This is a genomic window from Streptomyces sp. TRM49041 (genome assembly GCF_008271805.1).
Classification (GTDB): Bacteria; Actinomycetota; Actinomycetes; order Streptomycetales; family Streptomycetaceae; genus Streptomyces.
The window spans coordinates 1-20121 of the sequence record NZ_VSRY01000136.1 but is presented as its reverse complement, the minus strand read 5'-3'; the positions used below and the strand labels follow the sequence as shown (position 1 = coordinate 20121).

The 20121-nt window shown below is 68.4% G+C and carries 14 protein-coding genes and 2 pseudogenes; 9 read left to right on the top strand and 7 right to left on the bottom strand.

Going from position 1 to position 20121, the window contains the following annotated elements:
• Nucleotides 1–34: 34 nt before the first annotated feature.
• Nucleotides 35–565, bottom strand: a complete 531-nt coding sequence (locus tag FVS66_RS16810) for a transposase (protein WP_262386880.1) — start codon at nucleotides 563–565, stop codon at nucleotides 35–37.
• A gap of 50 nt (nucleotides 566–615) precedes the next feature.
• Nucleotides 616–1101, bottom strand: a complete 486-nt coding sequence (locus FVS66_RS16805; protein ID WP_149180423.1) for a winged helix-turn-helix domain-containing protein — start codon at nucleotides 1099–1101, stop codon at nucleotides 616–618.
• 438 nt (nucleotides 1102–1539) lie between these two features.
• Between FVS66_RS16805 and FVS66_RS16800 the strand changes: the two genes are divergently transcribed.
• Nucleotides 1540–1947, top strand: coding sequence for a hypothetical protein (locus tag FVS66_RS16800; RefSeq protein ID WP_262387038.1), 408 nt, complete (start codon nucleotides 1540–1542; stop codon nucleotides 1945–1947).
• A gap of 748 nt (nucleotides 1948–2695) precedes the next feature.
• On the opposite strand, the gene FVS66_RS16795 is transcribed toward FVS66_RS16800, so the two are convergent.
• Nucleotides 2696–3217: a hypothetical protein gene (locus FVS66_RS16795; RefSeq protein ID WP_149181989.1), complete on the bottom strand. Its 522-nt coding sequence runs from the start codon at nucleotides 3215–3217 to the stop codon at nucleotides 2696–2698.
• A gap of 451 nt (nucleotides 3218–3668) precedes the next feature.
• On the opposite strand from FVS66_RS16795, the pseudogene FVS66_RS16790 reads away from it, so the two are divergent.
• Nucleotides 3669–5202, top strand: a pseudogene (locus tag FVS66_RS16790) (ISL3 family transposase).
• A 105-nt stretch (nucleotides 5203–5307) separates the two neighbouring features.
• Here FVS66_RS16790 and FVS66_RS16785 read toward each other — a convergent pair.
• A complete protein-coding gene (locus FVS66_RS16785; RefSeq protein WP_149180201.1) occupies nucleotides 5308–6318 on the bottom strand; it encodes a LacI family DNA-binding transcriptional regulator in 1011 nt (336 codons plus the stop codon).
• A 297-nt stretch (nucleotides 6319–6615) separates the two neighbouring features.
• Here FVS66_RS16785 and FVS66_RS35050 point away from each other — a divergent pair, with 297 nt between their 5' ends.
• Entirely contained in the window at nucleotides 6616–7440 is an 825-nt protein-coding gene (locus FVS66_RS35050) for an ATP-binding protein (RefSeq protein ID WP_222946908.1), read from the top strand.
• A 170-nt stretch (nucleotides 7441–7610) separates the two neighbouring features.
• Here the strand turns inward: FVS66_RS35050 and FVS66_RS16775 are convergent.
• Both FVS66_RS16775 and FVS66_RS16770 read right to left on the bottom strand, forming a co-directional pair.
• Nucleotides 7611–8807: pseudogene (locus FVS66_RS16775) on the bottom strand (IS110 family transposase).
• A 261-nt stretch (nucleotides 8808–9068) separates the two neighbouring features.
• Complete coding sequence (locus tag FVS66_RS16770; protein WP_316248170.1) at nucleotides 9069–10118, bottom strand: LacI family DNA-binding transcriptional regulator; 1050 nt, start codon at nucleotides 10116–10118, stop codon at nucleotides 9069–9071.
• A 244-nt stretch (nucleotides 10119–10362) separates the two neighbouring features.
• Between FVS66_RS16770 and FVS66_RS16765 the strand changes: the two genes are divergently transcribed.
• From FVS66_RS16765 to FVS66_RS16740, 6 genes are all read left to right on the top strand, one after another.
• On the top strand, nucleotides 10363–12936 hold the full coding sequence (locus FVS66_RS16765) for an ATP-binding cassette domain-containing protein (protein WP_149180195.1): 2574 nt from the start codon (nucleotides 10363–10365) through the stop codon (nucleotides 12934–12936).
• Nucleotides 12936–13943 (top strand): ABC transporter permease, encoded by a 1008-nt coding sequence (locus FVS66_RS16760; protein ID WP_149180194.1) that lies wholly within the window; start codon nucleotides 12936–12938, stop codon nucleotides 13941–13943. Before FVS66_RS16765 ends, FVS66_RS16760 begins: the two co-directional genes overlap by 1 nt.
• A 99-nt stretch (nucleotides 13944–14042) precedes the next feature.
• Nucleotides 14043–15041 carry a substrate-binding domain-containing protein gene (locus FVS66_RS16755; RefSeq protein WP_187645426.1) on the top strand — a complete coding sequence of 333 codons (999 nt, stop codon included), beginning with the start codon at nucleotides 14043–14045 and terminating at the stop codon, nucleotides 15039–15041.
• Between the two features lie 305 nt (nucleotides 15042–15346).
• Complete coding sequence (locus tag FVS66_RS16750) at nucleotides 15347–16354, top strand: substrate-binding domain-containing protein (RefSeq protein WP_399225058.1); 1008 nt, start codon at nucleotides 15347–15349, stop codon at nucleotides 16352–16354.
• 4 nt (nucleotides 16355–16358) lie between these two features.
• Nucleotides 16359–17366, top strand: coding sequence for an ABC transporter permease (locus tag FVS66_RS16745; protein WP_149180191.1), 1008 nt, complete (start codon nucleotides 16359–16361; stop codon nucleotides 17364–17366).
• 439 nt (nucleotides 17367–17805) lie between these two features.
• Nucleotides 17806–18534 carry a nucleoside/nucleotide kinase family protein gene (locus FVS66_RS16740; RefSeq protein WP_149180190.1) on the top strand — a complete coding sequence of 243 codons (729 nt, stop codon included), beginning with the start codon at nucleotides 17806–17808 and terminating at the stop codon, nucleotides 18532–18534.
• Nucleotides 18535–18699: 165 nt separating this feature from the next.
• Here the strand turns inward: FVS66_RS16740 and FVS66_RS16735 are convergent, their stop codons facing one another.
• Nucleotides 18700–19728, bottom strand: coding sequence for a LacI family DNA-binding transcriptional regulator (locus tag FVS66_RS16735; protein WP_262386854.1), 1029 nt, complete (start codon nucleotides 19726–19728; stop codon nucleotides 18700–18702).
• Nucleotides 19729–20121: the final 393 nt, after the last annotated feature.

The following is a 20121-nucleotide window of genomic DNA, read 5'->3' as shown; positions in this document are numbered from 1 at the left end:
TACTGAGGTTGAACTCGTGATGTCGCTGGGTCGTTCAGGTGGGTCTGATGGTCAGGCCGGTCTCGGCGAGGCAGCCGTCTATCAGGTGGCTGCGGTACTGGATGTGCCGGAGGCCGCGTCGGATGCGCTGGACGAGGTGTTCGGGGGTATTGAAGGCGACGTTGGAGAGCCAGCCCCGCCGCAGTAGTGACCAGATCCCTTCGACGGGGTTGAGGTCGGGTGCGTAGGGCGGCAAGTAGTAGATGGTCAGCCAGTCCCGGGCTTCGGCGAACTCCCGCAGCCCGGCGGCCTTGTGAACGTTCAGGTTGTCCCAGACGAGCACGATCGGGCCCCCGAGCTGCTGGTGGGCGGCGATCAGCAGGTCCCGGTAATCGCGCCAGGAGAAGCTCTTGCGTCCGTCGCGCTGACCGTCGTCCCTGCGCGGCCGGTAGATCAGCCGCGACCGGTGGCCGGGCTTGTAGCAGGTCAGCGCGGCGATGGATATCCGTCTGCGGGAACGGCCCCGCACCCGCACCACCGGGGTCCGGCCGCGCCGAGACCAAGTCTTCGCGTGCGGCGGCGTCATGGAGAAGCCGGCCTCGTCCTCGAAGACGAGCCAGGCCCCACGGGCCGCCGCTAACCTTCCGCGCGGGGCCACACCTCCTTGGCCCACCCCGCGACCGCATCGTCGTCCCGCTCCACGGCCCGACGGGCAGGCACCTGGCAGGACCAGCCATTGCGCACCAGCAGCTTCCGCACGCCCTGGACCGTGTAGGTCAGGTGGAAGCGCCGGCCGATCACCGTCTTCACACGGCTCAGGGTCCAGCGTTGGTCTTCCCAGCCGTGCGCGGCCGGACCCTTGGCCAGCTCCGCCTCCAGCTGCGTGAACTGCTTCTGACTCAGCCTCGGCAGCGACGCCGGCCCCTGCGACCGCAGAGCCCGGGGACCGCCCTCGTCCCACATCTGCCGCCATCGCTGCACCGAACGGACGCTGACCCGCAGGTCCTTCGCGATCACCGAGCTCGCCTCGCCCAGGGCGAACCTCTCGGCCGCCTTTAGCCGTAACTCCTCGCGGAACTGCTGCCGTTCGGCGGTCAGCCCGCCCCCTTGTGGATACCGCATGCCTTCGGTGATACCGCACAGGCGACGAGCCGTCAGCCCCTACGACACCACGAGTTCAACCTCAGTAGTCTCGCCATTTCCGGCGCAGGACACTAGGCACGGCGGCGTCAGGCGGTGCACGGACAGACTCATGTTGCCGTCCGACTTCCTCAACGCACCACCCCACGACCGCGGCCACGTCCCCATCCGGGGTCGCGCAGAAGCGCAGCCAGTCCAGCAGTGCCTTGGCCGGGCCGCTGGGTAGTCATCGGGACGCATCGCGGCGAGGTAGCGGGAAGCAGCTGGTCGAGCCGTCGCCCTCAACATCGCGGCCCCAGCCGTCCTAGCCGCCGGAAGCCGCTGGAGCTGTGCATAGGGCCCCCAGCCGGGACGTGAGCGCTTCACGCTAACTTTGGCCAGATGCAGCCACAACAACCTTCCACCACCGCACCCACCCCGATGTCCTACGAGCAGCCCGGCACCCGCCCGAGGACCGTGGTGCTCTCCCTCATCGCCGGGCTCGTGCTCGGTGCCGCGGGGATGGGCGCCGCATGGGCGATGAACGCCGACTCCGCCTCCCCTGTTGCTGGCGGGACGCCGACAGCAGATGCGCGTGCCGCCTGCGAGGCGCTCGACGGGTTTGCCCCGGAGAAGTACACGGCCAAGGGCCCTGCCGGCGAGGTCGCCTTGAACCGCTTTGCGGCAGCCGGAGCACTTTCTGCGTCGGCGGCAGCGGGCGACGCGAAGTACAAGGAGCTCGCACAGACCATTCGCCGATCACAGGACCGCCACGCGCAGGTATTCGACTTCGACGCGGCGGTGAAGAAGGATCTGGACCAGGCTCGCGAGATCTGCCGCGCTCTGTAGCCCGGGAAAGTCTCCTGGTCGCCTCGGCGCACAGGACTCGTGGTGGCCGAGGTTCCCGCTGGCGAACTGCCAGACTGCTGTCCGCCGGCCTGGTAGATCTGGAAGCGCAGCATGAGAAAGAGGCCGCGGAGGCCCCGGTCATCAGTTTCTCCCGTTCAGGTCGCGCAGGACGGTGATGGCCCGCTGGTAGTGACCGGTTGCCTGGATCGGCTTGCGGTCCTCGGGATACAGGCCGCTGTAAGGATCGCGATGATCTCGGCGTAGGCGCGGAGGAGGAGGTGGCGGCGGCCGGCGGGGGCGCGGTCGAGCAGGCGCTGGGGGGTGCCAGCCGGGGCCGGGTTCGGCACCGGTGTGCCGGGGCGGGCAAGGAGCATGCGGGTCCCGCCTCGCCGGACGGGGGCAGGGCCCCGAGGGCGGTGACGGCCATGGAGGGCAGCATCGGGCAAGGCGCGGACAGAGAGGTTCACCGCCGTCCGGGCGCGGCTGGCCACGAAGGCACCAGCGCCGCCCCGCCCGGAAGCGGACGGCGCTCGGGTCGGACTCGGTGTCCAAGTCGCCGGATCTCTGCGAGGCCGTCCTCCGGCTGCCAGGTGCTGGCCGGACGTGGAAGCTGCTGATGCTCTACGGGAATCTGCTGACCAGCAGCCTGAGGCTCCACCGCATGGCGGTGTACCGGGTGCAGCGCCGACTGCGGCACCAGACGCCAAGGGGCATCGGGCATCCGAGACCGCGATCGGCCCGACGGCTCCTATCCGGCCAGCTGCAATGCCCAGTAGTGCGGTTCGACGGGGGCCTGCCTCACCACGATCCGACCGGTCACGCCAGGATCGTCCACGATCTTTCCATACGAGGGGGAGAAGTCGCCGGGTGTGTGCTCGATGTCGGCCCACACCACGCTGCCGGGCCCGTCGGAGCCGTAGGAGACGGCCCAATCGGCGTACCTGTCACCGCAGCTGGTGACCGACACGCTGTGCTGCGACGTCACCTTCAGGCAGGTGCGCGGGTTCGAGCCCGACGGGGAGACTTCCATCATTCCGTCGGGGCGTCGCAGCACCTGCCAGTTCGCCGAGGTGGACGCAGTCTCCGCGCAGTCGCCCAGCGACACCACGCCGATACTCGCGTGTGTCTTGGGCCAGACCAGACACTTGCCGTCCGTGAGAGCCGCGAACCGGTAGACCCCGTCGACGAGCGGGGCGGCGTGGGCGGGTTGCGCGAGTGCCGCGGTGGCCGCGAGCGCGGCGGCCGTGACGGCGATGATGCGTGAACGCATGAAGTGAAACTCCTCGAACAGCCGTGGTCGATCCGATCACACGGCACAGACGCGGTGGAGAGCAGCTGCCGCCGGAGACGGGCGGCGGCACTGATCTTGGAACACCGGTTCCGCCGGCAGCGGCTTGCGGCGGCCGCTGCCACTCGTCTGGCCGAGCCGTGTCATCCGATGGCGTGGCGGCTCGGGGTGCGGCCTCGCCGCCGAGAATCCCATGAACACGAACGGGGGCTGGACGCGGCTCAGGCGCGTCAGGTCGTCAGGCCCGCCGCATTCAGGGTGTACGCCGTCAGCGGCTCGTTGAAGCGGTGTCCAGGACGTGGTCGTTCAGGGGGAGAGTGACCTGCATCATGTCCTCCGTCTCGCCGATGAACAGCCGGATGGGACTGTAAATCGTTCGGCCCTGTCTCACATTCGGTGGTGACGGAGCGTGCTGGTTCGTCGTTGACGTGACGTGCGGAATGTCAACGAGCTTGCAGATGTGGTGTTTTCGGGTCTGTCCCCGCTGGCCATCGTGGATGTGGTCGACGAAGGTGAGCGGATCGTGGTGCGGGCACGTACTCCGCGGGACACTGCGGTCTGCCCGGTGTGCGGGGCCCCGTCGGAACGCGTGCACGGCTATCACTGGCGGACAGTCGCGGACCTGCCGGTCGATGAACGACGGTGATGGTCCGTGTGCGGGTGCGGCGTCTGGTGTGTCCCACGCGTGGCTGCCGCCACACCTTCCGCGAACAGGTGCCCGGCGTCCTGGACCAGTACCAGCGGCGCACCGCTCGTCTGACCAGGCAGGTAAATGCCGTGGTCAAGGAGTTAGCGGGCCGGGCGGGGGCACGTCTGCCGGCCATTCTCACCGTGGACCTGTCGCGTCACACTGCCCTGCGCACCCTGCTGCGCATCCCGCTGCCCACCGGGCGGGTGCCCCGTGTGATCGGCGTCGACGACTTCGCCCTGCGCCGGCGTCACCGCTATGCCACCGTGATCATCGATACCGAGACCCATGAGCGGATCGACGTGCTGCCCAGCCGCACGGCCGACACCCTGGAGGCGTGGCTACGCGAGCACCCGGGCATCGAGATCGTGTGCCGTGACGGCTCAGCGACCTATGCTGAGGCGATCCGGCGCGCCCTGCCTGACGCGGTACAGGTCGCGGACCGGTGGCATGTGTGGCACAGACTGTGCGAAGCCGCCCTCAGCGAGGTCAAGGCGCACAGCACCTGCTGGGCCGCCGTGTTGGACTCGCCCATCTACGACGGGCCCGCGCCCAGACCACCCTGGAACGCTGGCACCAGGTCCACGGCATGCCCGAGAAGGGTGTGGGCCTGCTCGAATGCGCCCGGCGTCTGCAACTGGCCCTGAACACCGTCAAACGCTACGCCCGAGCCGACCGGCCCGAGCGGATGCTCCGCGTCCCCAAATACCGCGCCAGCCTCGTCGACCCCTACCGCGAGCACCTGCGCAAACGCCGGGCCGAGGACCCCGCCGTCCCCGTCAAGCACCTCTTCGAAGAGATCAAAGCTCTCGGCTTCACTGGCTGCCTGAACCTGCTGCACAAGTACATCAACCAAGGCCGCGCGGACGCCGACCGCAGCCACATCTCCCCGCGCCGGCTCGCCTGGATGATCCTCACCAGGCCCGACAACCTCAAGACCGAGCATCACGATCTTCTCGCCCGGCTCACCGCCGCATGCCCGGAGATGACCCAACTGGCCGCCGCTGTCGCGGGCTTCGCCGAACTCCTGACGCCTCGCACAGGGAACGCCGACGGACTCTCGCGCTGGATCGCCCAGGTCCGCACAGTCGATCTGCCCCATCTGCACGCCTTCACCCGGGGCCTGGAGCGGGACCGCGACGCCGTGAACGCCGCCCTCACGCTTCCGTACAGCAACGGCGCCACCGAGGGCGTCAACACCAAGACCAAACGGATCGCACGCCAGATGCACGGACGAGCAGGCTCCACCTTGCTTCGCCACCGCATCCTCCTCGGATAACAGCACGCTCCGTCACCACCGAATGTGAGACAGGGCCGAACGTTTTGCAGTCCCGTGGTGGACATGCCTGCCGGGGCGGGGCACGGCATGCCGGGGGAGCGCCACTCAGGACGATGCCTTGTCAGCTTCCTCTGGTGGGCACCCGCATGATTCGCGGTGCTGGAACGTCGGCTGGATCAGCACGCGGCGTGGCGGCAGGTCCGGGTGCGAGATCCGGGACAGCGCGAGTTCGAATGCCTGCTCGCCGATCATCAAGGTGGGCTGGGCGATGGCTGTCAGCCGTGGATGGAAGAGGTCCGACCACTCGAAGTCGTCGAAGGCGACCAGCGCGATGTCTTCGGGGACCCGAACGCCGATGGAGCGCAACCCTCGCATGGCCCCGATGGTCATCTGGTTGTTGGCCACGACGACTGCTGTGGGCGGCTGGGGGAGGCTCAGTAGTTTGGTAACCGCTTGTTGGGCCGGTGTGGCCTGTGAGCCTCCCGAAAGGAGATACTCCTCCCGTCTGGAGATGCCGTTGCGTTCCAGGCCTCGTTTGTAGCCGCGGACGCGTTCCTCCGTCGTGGCCAGCCCGGGGCGGCCGGAGATCATCGCGATACGGGTGTGGCCGATCTCTGCGAGGTGGTCGACGAGACGGGCCGTGGACTCGATGTTCTCGACACCGATCTGGTCGACTTCCTCCCTGACGAAGCGGTCGAGCACCGTTACGGGCACGCCGGCCTGCCGCGCATAGCCCAGCGTCCGCTCGGCATCGCCCGACGGGGCGAGAACGATCGCGCTGACCTTGCGTCTCAGCAGTTCGCCGACAGCGCGCAGCTCGGTGTCTGCGTCATCGTGTGTTTCGGCCAGGAGGAGTGAATAACCTTCCTTGGTCGCCCGTCGGTCCAGGCCGTGAACGACGTCGGCGAAGTAGGGATTGGAGATCGCGGACATGGCCAGCCCGATGGTGCCGAACTCTTCGCGCTGCTGCCGGACCATCTTCTCCGGGACGTAGCCGCAAGCGGCTACCGCGTCGTGTACGAGCCGGGCGGTGTCGGGAGCTACCGTCCGGGTCCTGTTCAGCACGTGCGAGACCGTCGAGACCGAAACGCCCGCCAGCTCCGCCACGTCGCTCATGGTGGCCGTCTGCCGTGGCCGTCTGCCTGCCATGCAAAGATGCTAGCAAATTTTGCGCAAATGAGTCGTTCGATCCGGGTGCTTGCCCCCTTTCTTCGGCGCCTCGCCGTCACGAGGGGCTTCCGGCAGTGGTACGCCCGGGGATCGACGCTTCGCCTCCTTCGATCCTTTCCGGCTGAAGGACTGCTGCACACAGTCGGCGTACAAAGCTTTGCGCAAATGCTTTACCGGGTGTTGCGGGCCGCTGTAGCGTCCCTTTTGAGCCGCCCGGTATGGGACAGCGAGGAGGTCGCCACCATGATCACGAAGAGCTTCAGTCCCGCTGACCGCCTGGCGGCGGCCTGTGACCCCCTGGCTGTGCAGCCCGGACACGCGTCCCCCGGCCAGGGGGCAGCAGGGGCACACGAAGCGGAGTCGGATCAACCCGTCAACGGCCGGCACCCCGCATGCAGCAGGCCATGCGGTGCTCGCTCCGCCACTGGCACTCATCACGCGCATTTCGGCTCGACGTCAGGAAATCGCATGCCTGTCATGACTGCCGCCCTGTTTTCGCGTACAGAGCACGGCAGCACGCCTGACACGAACGCGCTGGGCAACGCACCTTCCTCTTCCCTGCGCCAGATCCATGCGGAACTCCCCATGGACGCCGGCAGGCGCGACTCGGGTGCCGCCCGACGAGCTCACGCGGTGTGTTCCATGTCCGCGTCCGGCGAGGCCGTGTCAGCCCTGCGGGCTTTCGCGCAGGACACGGCGGAGCATTGGGGGATTCCCGAGGACGCCGTCTACACGCTCCGTGTGGCCGTCTCCGAACTGGTGACGAACGCAGTTCTGCACAGCGGCAGCGCCGACGTCGAACTGGCGATGCATCTCAGCGGGGCCACGGCAATCATCCGTGTCAAGGACAGCGGTACATGGACGCCGCCGGAGCCGTCGGCGAAAGACCGGCACGAAGAGGATGAGGTTCACGGGCGCGGGCTGCACATTGTTCGCGCGTACGCCACGAGGTGCACGGTCGAATCCTCGTCGAGGGGCACGGAAGTCCGCGCCGAGATCGATGTGTCGGCGTCCGCACCGCAGTTCTTCGAGTACGGCACAGGACTCGTGCCCAGCGGCACTCTCTGACGTGTGCCGCCAGCCGGCCGGCCTCGGTGTCCCCCGCCGGAGCGGACGCGTCCACGGACGGCGGGGCAGGGGCCGCCCGAAAGTTCGCTGACTCCGCGGAATATGCGGGCCGGCAGGGTCTGCAGGCCGTCCGGGAGTTTCGCGGCTGCCCCGGCTTCCTAATGCTGTTGTCAAGCGGCAGTGGTGACCGGTGGTGTCACTTCGTAGCACCGTCGGTCACGGATCAGGGCCCAGATGACGTTGACGCGTCGGCGGGCGAGGGCGAGCACGGCCTAGACGTGTTTCTTCCCCTCGGCGCGTTTGCGGTCCTAGAACTTCCGCGAGTTCGGGTCGTAGCGGATGCTGACCAGCGCCGAGGTGTAGAAGACCCGCTGGAGTCTTCGGTGATAGACGAGCGGCCGGTGGAGGTTGCCGCTGACGTTGCCCGAGTCGCGAGGTGCGGGGGCGACGCCGGCGAAGGCCGCCAGGGCGTCCGGGGAGTCGAACTCGTCCAGGCTGCCGCCGACGGCGGCGAGGAACTCGGCACCCAGCACGGTGCCGATGCCCGGGACGCTCAGGACGATGTCGGCGAGCTCGTGCTCGCGAAACCGGCCCTCGATGAGCTTGTCCATCTCGGAGATCTGCTCGTTGAGGGCCATCACCTCCTCGGCGAGGGTGTGGACCAGCTTGGCGATGGTCTTCTCGCCTGGAACGGCGGTGTGCTGGCGCTCGGCGGCCTCGACCGCCGCTTCGGCCAGGGCTCTCGCGCTGCGGACCTTGCGGTTGGCCAGCCACTTCGTCAGCCGCGCGGTGCCTGCGCGCCGGATTGCGGCCGGGGTCTGATAGCCCGTCAGGGGCCTGAGCGGGCCGGTGTTGGTCATGTCCAGGGCCCGTTCCAGGGCCGGGAACATGCTCAGCAGGGTGCCGCGGAGGCGGTTGACGGCGCGGGTGCGGTCCTCGACCAGGTCGGCTCGGCGTCCGGTCAGCAGCTTGAGTTCGATGGCGGCTTCGTCGCTGGGGCGGATGGGCCGCAGGTCGCGGCGCATCCTGGCCTGGTCGGCGATGACGTAGGCGTCGCGGGCGTCGGTCTTGCCCTCGCCGCGGTAGCCGTCGGAGGCCCGGTTCACCAGTCGGCCGGGCATGTAGAGGACCTCCTGGCCGTGGCCGACCAGCAGGGTCAGCAGCAGCGCGGGCTCGCCGCCGGTCATGTCGATGGCCCAGGTGACCTGACGGCCGTCGGCCAGGTCCAGGACGTCACCGATCAGTTTCAGCAGCTCGGGCTCGTCGTTGGCCACCCGCCGCGACAGCAGCGTCTTGCCGTCCTCGTCCAGGGCGAGGCCGTGATGGTGGCCCTTGCCGCTGTCGATCCCCGCCCATATCCGGCTCATCGCGCTCCTGACGTACGTGTTCGTTCTGTGCGTACCACGGACGACCTCGCCGGCATTGCTCTACACAGCGACTTGTTCGCACTTCCTAATCGGCGGCCGAGTCGTCGTGGGGTGCCGGGCGGCGAAGCCAGGGAAACCACGAGACGGCAGCCGCCTGATAGCCACACCCAGCACCCCTGGGCGACCCAACCCTACGAATGGCTCGATCAACCCGATCAAGAAGGTAGAGCCGTCTGAATCGCGGGCGAGCCGAGGGCGTGTTCACGGCGAGGGCTCCTCGTCGCGAGGTGAGACGGAAGGTGCTTGCGTATCGGTGCCTGGCCGAGGGGGACAGCCGCAGGACCGGCGGTGCATGAGTCGGGGCTCGAGCCGCTCGACGCGCGGCTTTGCGTCAGGATGCGCGAGGCGGTCGAGCAGCAGCTGCACGGCGCGCTCACCCAGGGTGTCGCAGGGTTGGGCGAACGCGGTCAGCGGCGGGTCGAACAGGTCCGCGCCGGGCAGGTCGTCGTAGGAGGCCAGCGCCATGTCGTCAGGGATGGACAGCCCGGCCTTCCTGAGCGCCTGCATGGCGCCGATCACCATGGCGTTGTTGCCGACGATCAGAGCGGTCGGTGGAGCGTCGGCGGCGAGCAGGCGCTCCAGCGCAGCATGGCCCCCGGGGATGTCGGAGTTTCCTTCGGCCACCAGTGAAGGGTGGTAGTCGAGCCCGTTGCGCGCCAGGCCCAGCCGGTAGCCGGCGAGGCGCTCCCGGCTGGTGCCCAGCCCGGCCCTTCCGCTGATCAATGCGATCCGGCTGTGGCCGAGAGTGGCGAAGTGTCCGACCAGGGAGACAGTGGCCTCCTCGTTCTCCGGGCCGATCTGGTCGAAACGGTCGTCGACGAGGCGGTCCACCAGCACAGTGGGCATCTCTGATGCCCTCAGGTGATCCAGTGTGCGTCCAGGGCTGACGGAGGCGGCCAGGATGATGCCGTCGACGCGCCGCTGGCGCAGGCTGCGGACCACCTCGAACTCGCGCTCGGGTTCGTCGTGCGAGTCGGCCAGGAGCACAGTGAGTCCGGCGCTGACCGCGGCCTGGTCGACGCCGGCGAGCACTCCCGCGAAGAAGGGGTTCGTGATCGCCGAGACGACGACGCCGATGGAACTGGTCCTCGACATGGCGAGGGCGCGGGCGAGCGTGTTGGGGGTGTAGCCGGTGCGGACGATCGCTTCCTCGACCTTCCGTCGCGTCTCCTCGCCCACCGGTCGCGTCCCGTTGACCACGTAGGACACCGTGGCGATGGACACGCCCGCGGCGCGCGCAACCTCTGTCATGGTCGTCACGGGATCCACCTTCGCTATTCGGGGACGGCCGTCTGCCCCCCGATGTTAACCGCTTAGATTCTTGTTCGCCCGCCTCTTGCTAAGCGCTTAACCGTCCCCTAGTGTGACCGCCACCCAGCTGATCTAAGCGCTTAACAAGCGTGCGTCACGAGCTGGTCCGCCGGCGCCGCCCTCTGGCCTCGCGCTGTTCCTTCTTCTCCCCGCAGTGCACGAACCCGACCTCACAGGAGCCGCGATGGAAACTGCCCATACACACAGTCGCGCGCCGAAAGCCGCAGAACCGGACGTCGTGACCGGCGCCGTCGCAGCGGAACTCGTCGACGCGGCGAAGGTGTTCGGGTCGACCACGGTCCTTGACGGGGTGTCCCTGAGCCTGCGCCGCGGCGAGGTACTCGGCCTGCTCGGCGAGAACGGCGCAGGCAAAAGCACCTGCGTCAAGATCCTGGCCGGCGTGTACCGGCCGGATCGGGGCGTCGTGCGCGTGGGCGACCGCGACCTGACGTTCCACAGTCCCGCCGACGCCCGCCGTCACGGGATCGCCGTGGTGCACCAGCACCCTGGGCTGTTCGGCGATCTTTCGATCGCGGAGAACATCTACGCCGGCCGGTTGCCCCTCACCCGAGCGGGCGCCGTGGACTTCGCACTGATGCGGAGGGAGGCTGCCCGCTGGCTCTCGATGCTCGGCCTGGAACGGGACCCGAGCCTGCCGGTGTCGTCGCTGTCCACTTCTGAACAACAGATGGTGGAGATTGCTCGGGCGCTCGCGGGCGACGCCGACGTGCTGATTTTGGACGAACCGACGGCCGCTCTGTCCGCCGGAGAGGTGGCCACGCTGGAGAACGTCATCCGCCGCCTCCGGGAGCGCGGCGTGGCGATGATGTTCGTGGGCCACCGGATGGAAGAGATCTTCCGGATCTGCGACCGGCTGGCGATCCTGCGTGACGGTCGGCTCCTGCAGACCGTGCGGAGCGCTGACATCACCCAGCGGGACGCGGTCGCCCTGATGGTGGGCCGCGAACTCACGGACCTCTACCCCGAGCGCGATGTGATGTTGGGTGAGCCCGTCCTGCATGTCACCGGGCTCTCCCGGCAGGGGGACTTCGACGGGATCGACCTCTCCGTGCGGGCGGGTGAGATCGTCGGCCTGGCGGGCCTGGTGGGCAGTGGCCGCACGGAGCTGGCGCGGGTGCTGTTCGGTGTGCACAGGCAGGACGCCGGCGTCATCCACCTGGACGGCGAGCCGGTCGCACTGCGATCGGTCGCTGATGCTCTCTCGCGCGGGATCGCCTATGTGTCGGAGGACCGCCGCGGGCAGAGCGTGATCGAGGACTTCTCCGTACTGGAGAACGCCACGCTGCCCGTGATCGACAAGGCGTCCCGGTTCGGCCTGGTGCTCCGGCATGCGCAACTGGCGCTGGTGTCGGGCCCGTTGGCGAGGATGAAGCTGCGCTCCGCCGGCTTCGACCAGCCCGTCGGAGCTCTGTCGGGCGGCAATCAGCAGAAGATCGTGCTCGCGAAGTGGCTGGCCGTGCAGCCGCGCCTGCTGATCCTGGACGAGCCGACCCAGGGCATCGACATCGGCGCCAAGGCCGAGGTCCACCGGATCATCAACTCCCTAGCCGAGAAGGGGATGGCGATCATCCTCATCTCCTCCGACCTGCCCGAGCTGCTCGGGATGTCCGACCGGGTCCTGGTCATGCGGCACGGTTCGGTGGTCGCGGAGTTCGACCGGGAGCGGGCGACGCCCTATGCCGTGGGACTGGCCGCCACCGGAGTCGGTGAGAAGGGCGCGCCGGAGCCGGGGGAGTCCACCGTGGACCCGGCACAGCAGCGCAAGCGATCGGTGCTGGCCCGAATCCGTTCCCGCAGGGAAACGGGCCTGCTCATGGCGCTCCTCGCGCTGACGCTTCCCCTGAGCCTGCTGAACCCGCAGTTCCTGTCGCTGGGCAACCTGACCGACCTCGCGGTCAGTGCGTCGCTGCTGGGCACCGTGGCACTGGGCCAGCTGCTGGTCATGCTGACCCGCAACATCGACCTGTCGGTGTCGTCGGTCATCGGGCTGACGGCCTTCGCCTCGGCATTGCTGATCAAGGAGCATCCCGGCCTCCCGATCGTGGTGCCCGTGCTCCTGGCGTGTGCCGTCGGGCTTGCCTGCGGCGCGTTCAACGGGCTGATCGTGTCCTACGGACAAGTGCCCTCCATCGTGGCCACGCTCGGCACTCTCGCGCTGTTCCGGGGAATCGACGCGATGATGTCCGCGGGCAAGCAGGTTGCGGCGGGCGAGGTGCCGGCGGCATGGCTGGAGTGGACGGCGGCCAAGCCGCTCGGCGTGCCCATGCTGATCTGGGTCAGTCTGGTGCTCTTCGTCGCGGCCGGGTTCGCGCTGGGGCGCACCAGGCGTGGGCGCGAGCTGTACGCGTCGGGCTCGAATCCGGCGGGCGCCCGGCAGATCGGCATCCCGGTGGACCGGCACGTGCTGGGTGCGTTCGCCGTGTCGGGACTGCTGGCCGGCCTGGTCGGGGCGCTGTGGGCCTCGCACTACGGCACGGTGGACGGGCAGGCGGCCTACGGCCTGGAACTGACCGTGATCGCCTCGGTCGTGGTGGGCGGGGTCGCGCTGCGTGGCGGTTACGGAAGCGTGCAGCAGGTTGCTCTGGGCACGTTCGCGCTGCTGGTGATCGAGAACATCCTGACGCTGGTGCGGGTCGACTCGCGTTACCTGCAGGCGGTGTTCGGCGCCGTGATCCTCGTTGCCGTCTCGCTCGACGCGGTGCTCGCCCGCCGCCGCTCGCACCGGAGGGCTGCCTGATGTGGCACGCCCTGCGCGCCCGGATCACCAGCTGGGACTACATCCTCGCCGCTCTCGTGGTCGTTCTGCTCCTGACCGCCTCACTCCTCCTGCCCGGTTTCGCGGGCGGCTTCAACTTCGCGAACTCGGTCTCGCAGATGTCGGACAAGGCACTGCTCGTGCTGCCGCTCGCCCTGCTGATCATCGCCCGGGAGATCGACATCTCCGTGGCCAGCATCGCAGGCCTCAGCGGCGTCGTGCTGGGCATGGCCCTCCAGTCGGGCATCCCGCTGCCCCTCGCCATCACGCTGGCGATGCTGGCCGGAACGATGTGCGGAGCACTCAACGCCCTGCTGGTCACCGTCGTCGGGCTGCCCTCGCTCGTGGTCACCCTGGGCACGCTCGCGCTGTTCCGCGGCCTGTGCTACGTACTGCTCGGCGGGACACCGATCACCGACATCCCCCTGTCGCTCATCACCTTCGGCAACGACACTCTCCCGGGCACCTACCTGCCCTTTGACATCGTGCCGTTCCTGGTGCTGGCACCACTGTTCGCGCTCTTCCTGCACCGCACCGCAACGGGACGCCGTACGTACGCCATCGGTGGCGGACCGCAGATCGCCGTGTACTCCGGCGTTCGCGCGGACCGCATCCGGTTCGGCCTGTTCATCGTGTCGGGAATCGTCGCCGCGCTGGCGGGAGTCATCACTGTGGCCCGGACCAGCCAGGCCGCACCGGACGGGGCACTCGGCTTCGAGCTCGACGCGATCACGGTCGTGTTCCTCGGCGGCGTCAGCGTGCTGGGCGGAAAGGGCCGCATGCCCGGCGTCTGCTGGGCGCTCGTCCTCGTGGTCGGCCTGCGCAGCATGCTGCAGCTGGGCAACGTCAGCGGCTATGCCCAGGGCGCGGCAGTCGGGCTGCTGCTCATCCTCTCGCTGCTGATCACGAACACGACCCACCGGATCCATGCCGCTGTGACCCGCCGCCGGTTGCGGGCGACCGCGGTCCCGCAGTCGGCGAGCCCGTAGTCAACCTGCACGAACCGGCCCCATCCATCCCCCGAAGTACCTGTGCCACCCCTGGAACGGAGAACCGCAATGAAGTGTCGGAGATCGATCGCACTGGCTGTGACCTTGGCGCTGGGCGCCGCGGTGAGCGGCTGCGCCGGCGACGGCGGCGCCACACGGGCCGGAGCCGCGTGTGCCTCCGGGCCCGTGACGGTCGGCTACCTGCCTAAGCTGGGCACGGACCCGTACATGACGACGATCCGCGACGGGGCGAACGCCGCGGCCGAGGAGATAGGCGGGGACGTCCTCTACACCGCGCCCAGCGAGGCCACCGGCGCCGCCCAGATTCCGTTCGTCAACCAGCTGATCGCGAAGAAGGTCGGCGCCATCGTGATCTCCGGCAGCGACCTCAACGGCGCGGCAGCAGCGCTGAAGAAGGCGCAGCAGGCAGGGATCACGGTGATCTCCGTCGATTCCGACGTCGCCCCCGACGCGCGGTCACTGTTCATCAACCAGGCCAGGACCGCCGAGCTCGGAGCGAAGATGCTCGACAGCATGGCCGAACTCATGGGTGGCCAGGGCGAGTTCGCGGTGCTCTCGTCCACGGAGACGGCCGTCAACCAAAACGCATGGATCAAGGACATGAAGGCCAGGTTGGCCACCGATCCGAAGCTGAAGGAGATGAAGCTCGTCACGGTCGCCTACGGCCAGGAGAAGGCCGACGTCAACGCCCAGAAGGCGAAGTCGCTCGTGCAGGCCTACCCGGACCTGAAGGGCATCGTCGTCCCGGCCGGCATCGGACTGCCCGCCGCCGCGGAGGCGCTGTCCCAGACCGGTGATCTCGGCAGGGTGAAGCTGACCGGGCTGGCCCCCGCCTCGCTGATCAAGAAGTACGTCCGCAGCGGCGATGTCCAGGACATCTGGTGGAATGTGCACGACCTCGGCCACCTGTCGTACTACGCGGCCCAGGCACTCGCGCAGTGCAAGATCGAAGCCAAGCGCGGACAGAAGATATCCGCCGGTTCCCTCGGTACCTTCACGGTCGGCGACCAGGGCGAGGTCGTCCTGGGGCCGGCCACCGTCGTGACTCCGGAGAACATCGACGACTTCGCGTTCTGAGCGGCATCGGGCAGGACAGCTGTCCTCCACCTGTGCGCCACGGGGTGGGGGCAGCGCCGCGGCAGCCGCCGGGGAGGGATTCGCGGCGAGCCCGCCCCGGCGGCCCAGCGCTCGTGGGCGCGGTCGCCCTCCCCTTCCAAGGCGCCCCCGCTAGACGCCCCTGCCAGGGCTTTCCGAGTGGGTGAGGAGTGCGGCCACACCGGTACGCAAAGCTTTGCGCAATTGCTGTACGCAATTGCGGCAGAGAGGTATTGTCGCTTTTGCCTCGCCTCATATATGGCCAAAACAGGAGGTATTTCATGTCTTTGAACAGGGTGCAGGTCAGATCCACGGCGCTCGTCCTTGCAGCTTCTTGTCTGGCGATGACTGCCGCCTGTACGTCCGAGAAGAGCGGCAGCGGTTCCACCGCCGGCGACGAAGTCGCGATCGGGCTGGTGACCAAGACCAACACCAACCCCTACTTCGTCGAACTCCGCGAATCCGCCATGGCCGAGGCCGACAGGCGTGGCGTGAAGCTGATCGCCCTCGCGGGCAAGTTCGACGGCGACAACCAGGGCCAGGTCGACGCCATCAACAACCTCGTCGCCCAGAACGTCAAGGGCATCCTCATCACCCCCAGCAGCTCCAAGGGGGTGCTGGGAGCCATCGCCGCGGCGCGCGCCAAGGGCATTCTCGTGATCGCACTTGACACCGCTACGGACCCCGCCGATGCGGTCGACGCCACCTACGCCACGAACAACAAGGCCGCCGGCGTCACGCAAGGCACGTACGTCCGTGCCGCGCTCGACTCGCAGACCCCCAACGTGCTGCTCCTGGACGGCACCCCCGGATCCACCGTGGACGACCAGCGCCACAACGGATTCCTCGAGGGCTTCGGCCTCACCGAGAAGTCGCCGGAGATCAAGGGCACCGCGGTCACCAACGGCGACCAGACCAAGGCCCAGACGGCGATGGAGAACCTGCTTCAGCGCGACCCCGGTGTCAACGCCGTCTACACGATCAACGAGCCCGCCGCCGCCGGTGCCGCCAAGGCGCTGGCCGGAAAGCCGGCGGCCGAGCGTGTCGTCATCGGATCGATCGACGGTTCGTGCACCGGCGTACGCAACGTCAAGGACGGCAAGTTCGCCGCCACGGTCATGCAGTTCCCGAAGAAGATGGCACACATGGGAGTCGACGCCGTCGTCGAGTACGCCGAGAACGGCGCCAAGCCGTCCGGCTTCATCGACACCGGTTCCCAGCTCATCACCGACAAGCCCGTGCCCGGCGTGCCCAGCAAGGACACCGCCTGGGGCCTGCAAAACTGCTGGGGATAGCCATATGATCACCACCACTGTCGCACAGGAGCAGCAAGCGGTGCCGCGCAGTCGCGCGCTGCTCAAGTGGTTCGCCAACAGCACCACCGCGGGCCCTCTGGTCGCGCTTCTGGTCGCGATCGCCGTCTTCGCCCTGAGCACCGACACCTTCTTCACCGTTGACAACGGCTCTCTCATCGTCCAGCAGGTGCTCGTCACGGGCACCCTGGCCATCGGACAGACCCTGGTGATCCTCACGGCAGGCATCGACCTCGCCAACGCCGCCATCATGGTGCTGGGAACCCTGGTGATCGCCAAACTTGCTGCGGAAGGCGGGATGCCGGGCCTGGCCGCACTGGCGGTCGGCATCGTGCTGTGCACGGTCCTCGGAGGGATGTCCGGGACTCTCGTCACCTGGCTCAAACTGCCGCCGTTCATCGTCACTCTCGGCGTGCTCAGCGTGCTCACGGCCACCTCGCAGCTCTACGCGAGCGGACAGAGCTTTCCCGTCACGTCGTCGGTGCTCACCTGGCTCGGGGAGCGCAGCTACCTGTTCGGGCAGATCGAGGTCACCACCGGCATGGGAGTGATGATCCTGCTGACCGCCGGTGTGTGGTTCGCTCTCACCCAGACATCCTGGGGGCGCAACGTCTATGCGGTCGGTGACGACGAGGAATCCGCCCGCCTCAGCGGCGTCAACACCAAGCGCGTGATTCTGAGCGTGTACCTGCTCGCCGGCTTCGTCTACGCCATCGCCGCCTGGCAGGCGCTGGGACGCATCCCCAATGCCGACCCCAACGCCTTCCAACTGGGCAACCTGGAGAGCATCACGGCCGTCGTCATCGGCGGTACCAGCCTGTTCGGCGGACGAGGCGGCATCCCGGGCACCATCCTGGGCGCACTGGTGGTCACCGTTCTCGCCAACGGACTGACCCAAGCCGGCATCGACAGCCTGTACCAGCAGGTGGCCACCGGCATTCTCGTCATCGTCGCGGTCGCCGTGGACCGGCTGGTCAGAAGCCGCGCGACATGACTCGCAGTATGCATCACCCCCTCCGGGGCGATGAGAGGCCCGTCGCGCCGCGCGGCCGGCGGAACTCCGCCCTGGAGGGCAATGCCCCAAGCGGCACGAAAACCGTCGGACGGGCCGCGCCCCGCGAAGACGTGTGCGCCGACCGCGCACCGGACGCCGAGGCGCAAGCCGACGAGGCCCTCGCCGTGGCCGGTGACGCCGGCCGCAGCATGCCGGGGCTCCCCGAAGCCTTGTTCAGGGCTCTCGTGCCGGCTGCCGGCACCGCCGCACGGGACGGGCGGTGGCTCGCACTTCCCGACCCCGTCTGGTGTTCTATGACGGAGACCGTGGGCCTCATGACCGGTGCGCTCAGGCTCGGCACAAACGGCCGTATTGCACAAGCGAGACGGCCTGCGCCCGACCGCGTGTCCAGTTCCGCCTTCGTCCCTTGGGAGAACACATGACAGACGCCCTCGCCGCTTCGGGAAACCCCGGAGAGATCGAGCCGATCTATCACGATCCGCCGCTGCGATCCCTTGCCGAAAGCGCACTGCGCCTTTCGGTACCGCGCCGCGCCCTCCTCGGCATCGTCGGTGAGCCGGGGGCCGGCAAGTCCACGTTTGCCGAACAGCTTCTGACGGAAATCGAGGCGATCCGACCGGGTGTTGCCACGGCGGTTTCCATGGACGGATTCCACCTTGCCCAGCGAGTCATCGACAGAATGGGAATGTCGCGGGACAAGGGAGCCATCGAAACGTTCGACGCCTACGGATTCGTCGCCATGCTTCGCCGCGTCCGAGAAGAGACCGACCACACGGTGTGGTGGCCCGATTTCAGCCGGGAGATCGAGGACCCGGTCGCCCAGTCGCTGGAGGTGGCCCCTCATCATCAGGTGGTGATTGTCGACGGCAACTTCCTGCTGGCCGATGAACCGCCGTGGAACCAGGTACGCGATCTGCTCACGGAGACGTGGTTCCTCGACGCCGCTCCGGCGGAACGCCGGCAACGCCTGATGAATCGCTATGTCCGCTACGGCTTCAGCCCGAGCAGCGCGCAGATGAAGACCGACGGGGTCGATGAGCAGACCAGCGCGAGAATCCGGCGCACAGGGTACTCCGCCGACCGGATTCTGAGCGAGCGGCGTTCATGCAGCCCCACAACGCAGAGGGCGGGGGCGTGCAGGCACTGAGGCGGCGTCGCGCGCCCCGCCCCTCCGCCTCCCGGCGGCCGGAGGGGCGGGAATCGCTGTGTCCGGGCCGTGACGGCCGGGCGCGACGACCCGCCCGGCGCACGGGACTGCGGGTGCGCTCGAGGGCAGACGGGCGCGCCGGGTACGGCCCGGCCGTGAACCGGGTCAGCCTGACTCGGCGGAGCAGCCGCACGACTCGCGGTGCTGGAACGTCGGCTGGACCAGCACCCGCCGCGCTGCCAGACCAGGGTCCGCGATCCTCGACAGCGCGAGCTCGAAAGCCTGCTCACCGATCATCAGGGTGGGCTGGGCAATGGCTGTCAGACGCGGCTGGAACAGATCCGACCACTCGAAGTCGTCGAATGCGACCAGTGCAAGGTCGTCGGGAACCCGCATGCCGACGTCCCGCAGCCCCCGCATGGCGCCGATGGTCATCTGATTGTTGCCGACCACGACCGCAGTGGGCGGCCGGCTCCGGCTCAGCAGCTCGGCGATCGCGTGCTGAGCCGGGCCGGCCTGCGAGCCCCCCGAAACGAGGTACTCCTCCCGCCTGGGGATGTCGTGGCGTTCCAGGCCGAGTCGGTAGCCCTGGACGCGCTCTTCCGTGGTGGCAAGCCCGGGACGACCGGAGATCATCGCGATCCGGGTGTGGCCGGCCTCTGCCAGATGACCGACCAGCCGGGCCGTTGACTCGACGTTCTCGACACTGATCTGGTCGGCCTCATGCCTGACGAAGCGGTCGAGGACCGTCACGGGGACTCCGGCTCGCCGCGCGTAGTTCAACGTCCGCCCTGTGTTGCCTGAGGGGGCCAGGACTATGGCACTCACCTTGCGTCTCAGCAGCTCACTCACCGCGCGCAGTTCGCCGTCGGGGTCGTCGTGCGTCTCGGCCAGCAGGAGAGAGTAGCCCTCCTGCGACGCACGCCGGTCGAGACCGTGCACGACATCGGCGAAGTAGGGGTTGGAGATCGCCGACATCGCCAGGCCGATGGTGCCGAGGCCCTCCTGCTGATGCCGGGCGGCCTTCTCCGGCACATAACCGCAGGCGGCGACCGCGTCGCGCACCAGCCGGGCGGTGTCGGGAGCGACCGCCCGCGTCTTGTTCAGCACATGCGAGACCGTTGAGACCGAAACGCCCGCCAGCCGTGCCACATCGCTCATGGTGGCCGTCTGCCGCGGCCGTCTGCCTGCCATGGCGGCATGGTAGCAATGTTTTGCGCAAACAAAAGAAAGAGGGGTTGCCGCCGCGGGCCGGAGCCGGCGGCCGGGCCTCTGCGGCTCCCGGAACCGGCGCCGTGCGGGGCGCCCACGGACGTGGTGGCACATGCGATCGGGTTCTGCCGCCGGTACGCCGCTCGTGGTCAATGCGTTCCCTTCAGAAATCGACCGGCACTGAACGGGGCCGGACCGGACACGCGGCGTTTCGTATGCGGTTCGGCCCAGGCGGTTTCTCGCGGCCGAACGCCGCCGCGGCGCGCACACCGGCATTTCTCCGAGCGGGACACATGTGTCCCGTCTCAGCGAAGTTAGCCGGCGGTGTCGCGTTGACCTGCGAGGGCTGGATTGGGTGAGACGGCTGCCAGCAGC

What these genes read in the sequence shown, in the direction of transcription:
- FVS66_RS16760 (WP_149180194.1), top strand. Translation starts at nt 12,936, where the DNA reads ATGTGGCACGCCCTGCGCGCCCGGATCACCAGCTGGGACTACATCCTC.
- FVS66_RS16805 (WP_149180423.1), bottom strand. Translation starts at nt 1,101, where the DNA reads ATGCGGTATCCACAAGGGGGCGGGCTGACCGCCGAACGGCAGCAGTTC.
- FVS66_RS16810 (WP_262386880.1), bottom strand. Translation starts at nt 565, where the DNA reads ATGACGCCGCCGCACGCGAAGACTTGGTCTCGGCGCGGCCGGACCCCG.
- FVS66_RS16795 (WP_149181989.1), bottom strand. Translation starts at nt 3,217, where the DNA reads ATGCGTTCACGCATCATCGCCGTCACGGCCGCCGCGCTCGCGGCCACC.
- FVS66_RS16800 (WP_262387038.1), top strand. Translation starts at nt 1,540, where the DNA reads ATGTCCTACGAGCAGCCCGGCACCCGCCCGAGGACCGTGGTGCTCTCC.
- FVS66_RS35050 (WP_222946908.1), top strand. Translation starts at nt 6,616, where the DNA reads ATGATCACGAAGAGCTTCAGTCCCGCTGACCGCCTGGCGGCGGCCTGT.
- FVS66_RS16745 (WP_149180191.1), top strand. Translation starts at nt 16,359, where the DNA reads ATGATCACCACCACTGTCGCACAGGAGCAGCAAGCGGTGCCGCGCAGT.
- FVS66_RS16735 (WP_262386854.1), bottom strand. Translation starts at nt 19,728, where the DNA reads ATGGCAGGCAGACGGCCGCGGCAGACGGCCACCATGAGCGATGTGGCA.
- FVS66_RS16740 (WP_149180190.1), top strand. Translation starts at nt 17,806, where the DNA reads ATGACAGACGCCCTCGCCGCTTCGGGAAACCCCGGAGAGATCGAGCCG.
- FVS66_RS16765 (WP_149180195.1), top strand. Translation starts at nt 10,363, where the DNA reads ATGGAAACTGCCCATACACACAGTCGCGCGCCGAAAGCCGCAGAACCG.
- FVS66_RS16770 (WP_316248170.1), bottom strand. Translation starts at nt 10,118, where the DNA reads ATGACAGAGGTTGCGCGCGCCGCGGGCGTGTCCATCGCCACGGTGTCC.
- FVS66_RS16785 (WP_149180201.1), bottom strand. Translation starts at nt 6,318, where the DNA reads ATGAGCGACGTGGCGGAGCTGGCGGGCGTTTCGGTCTCGACGGTCTCG.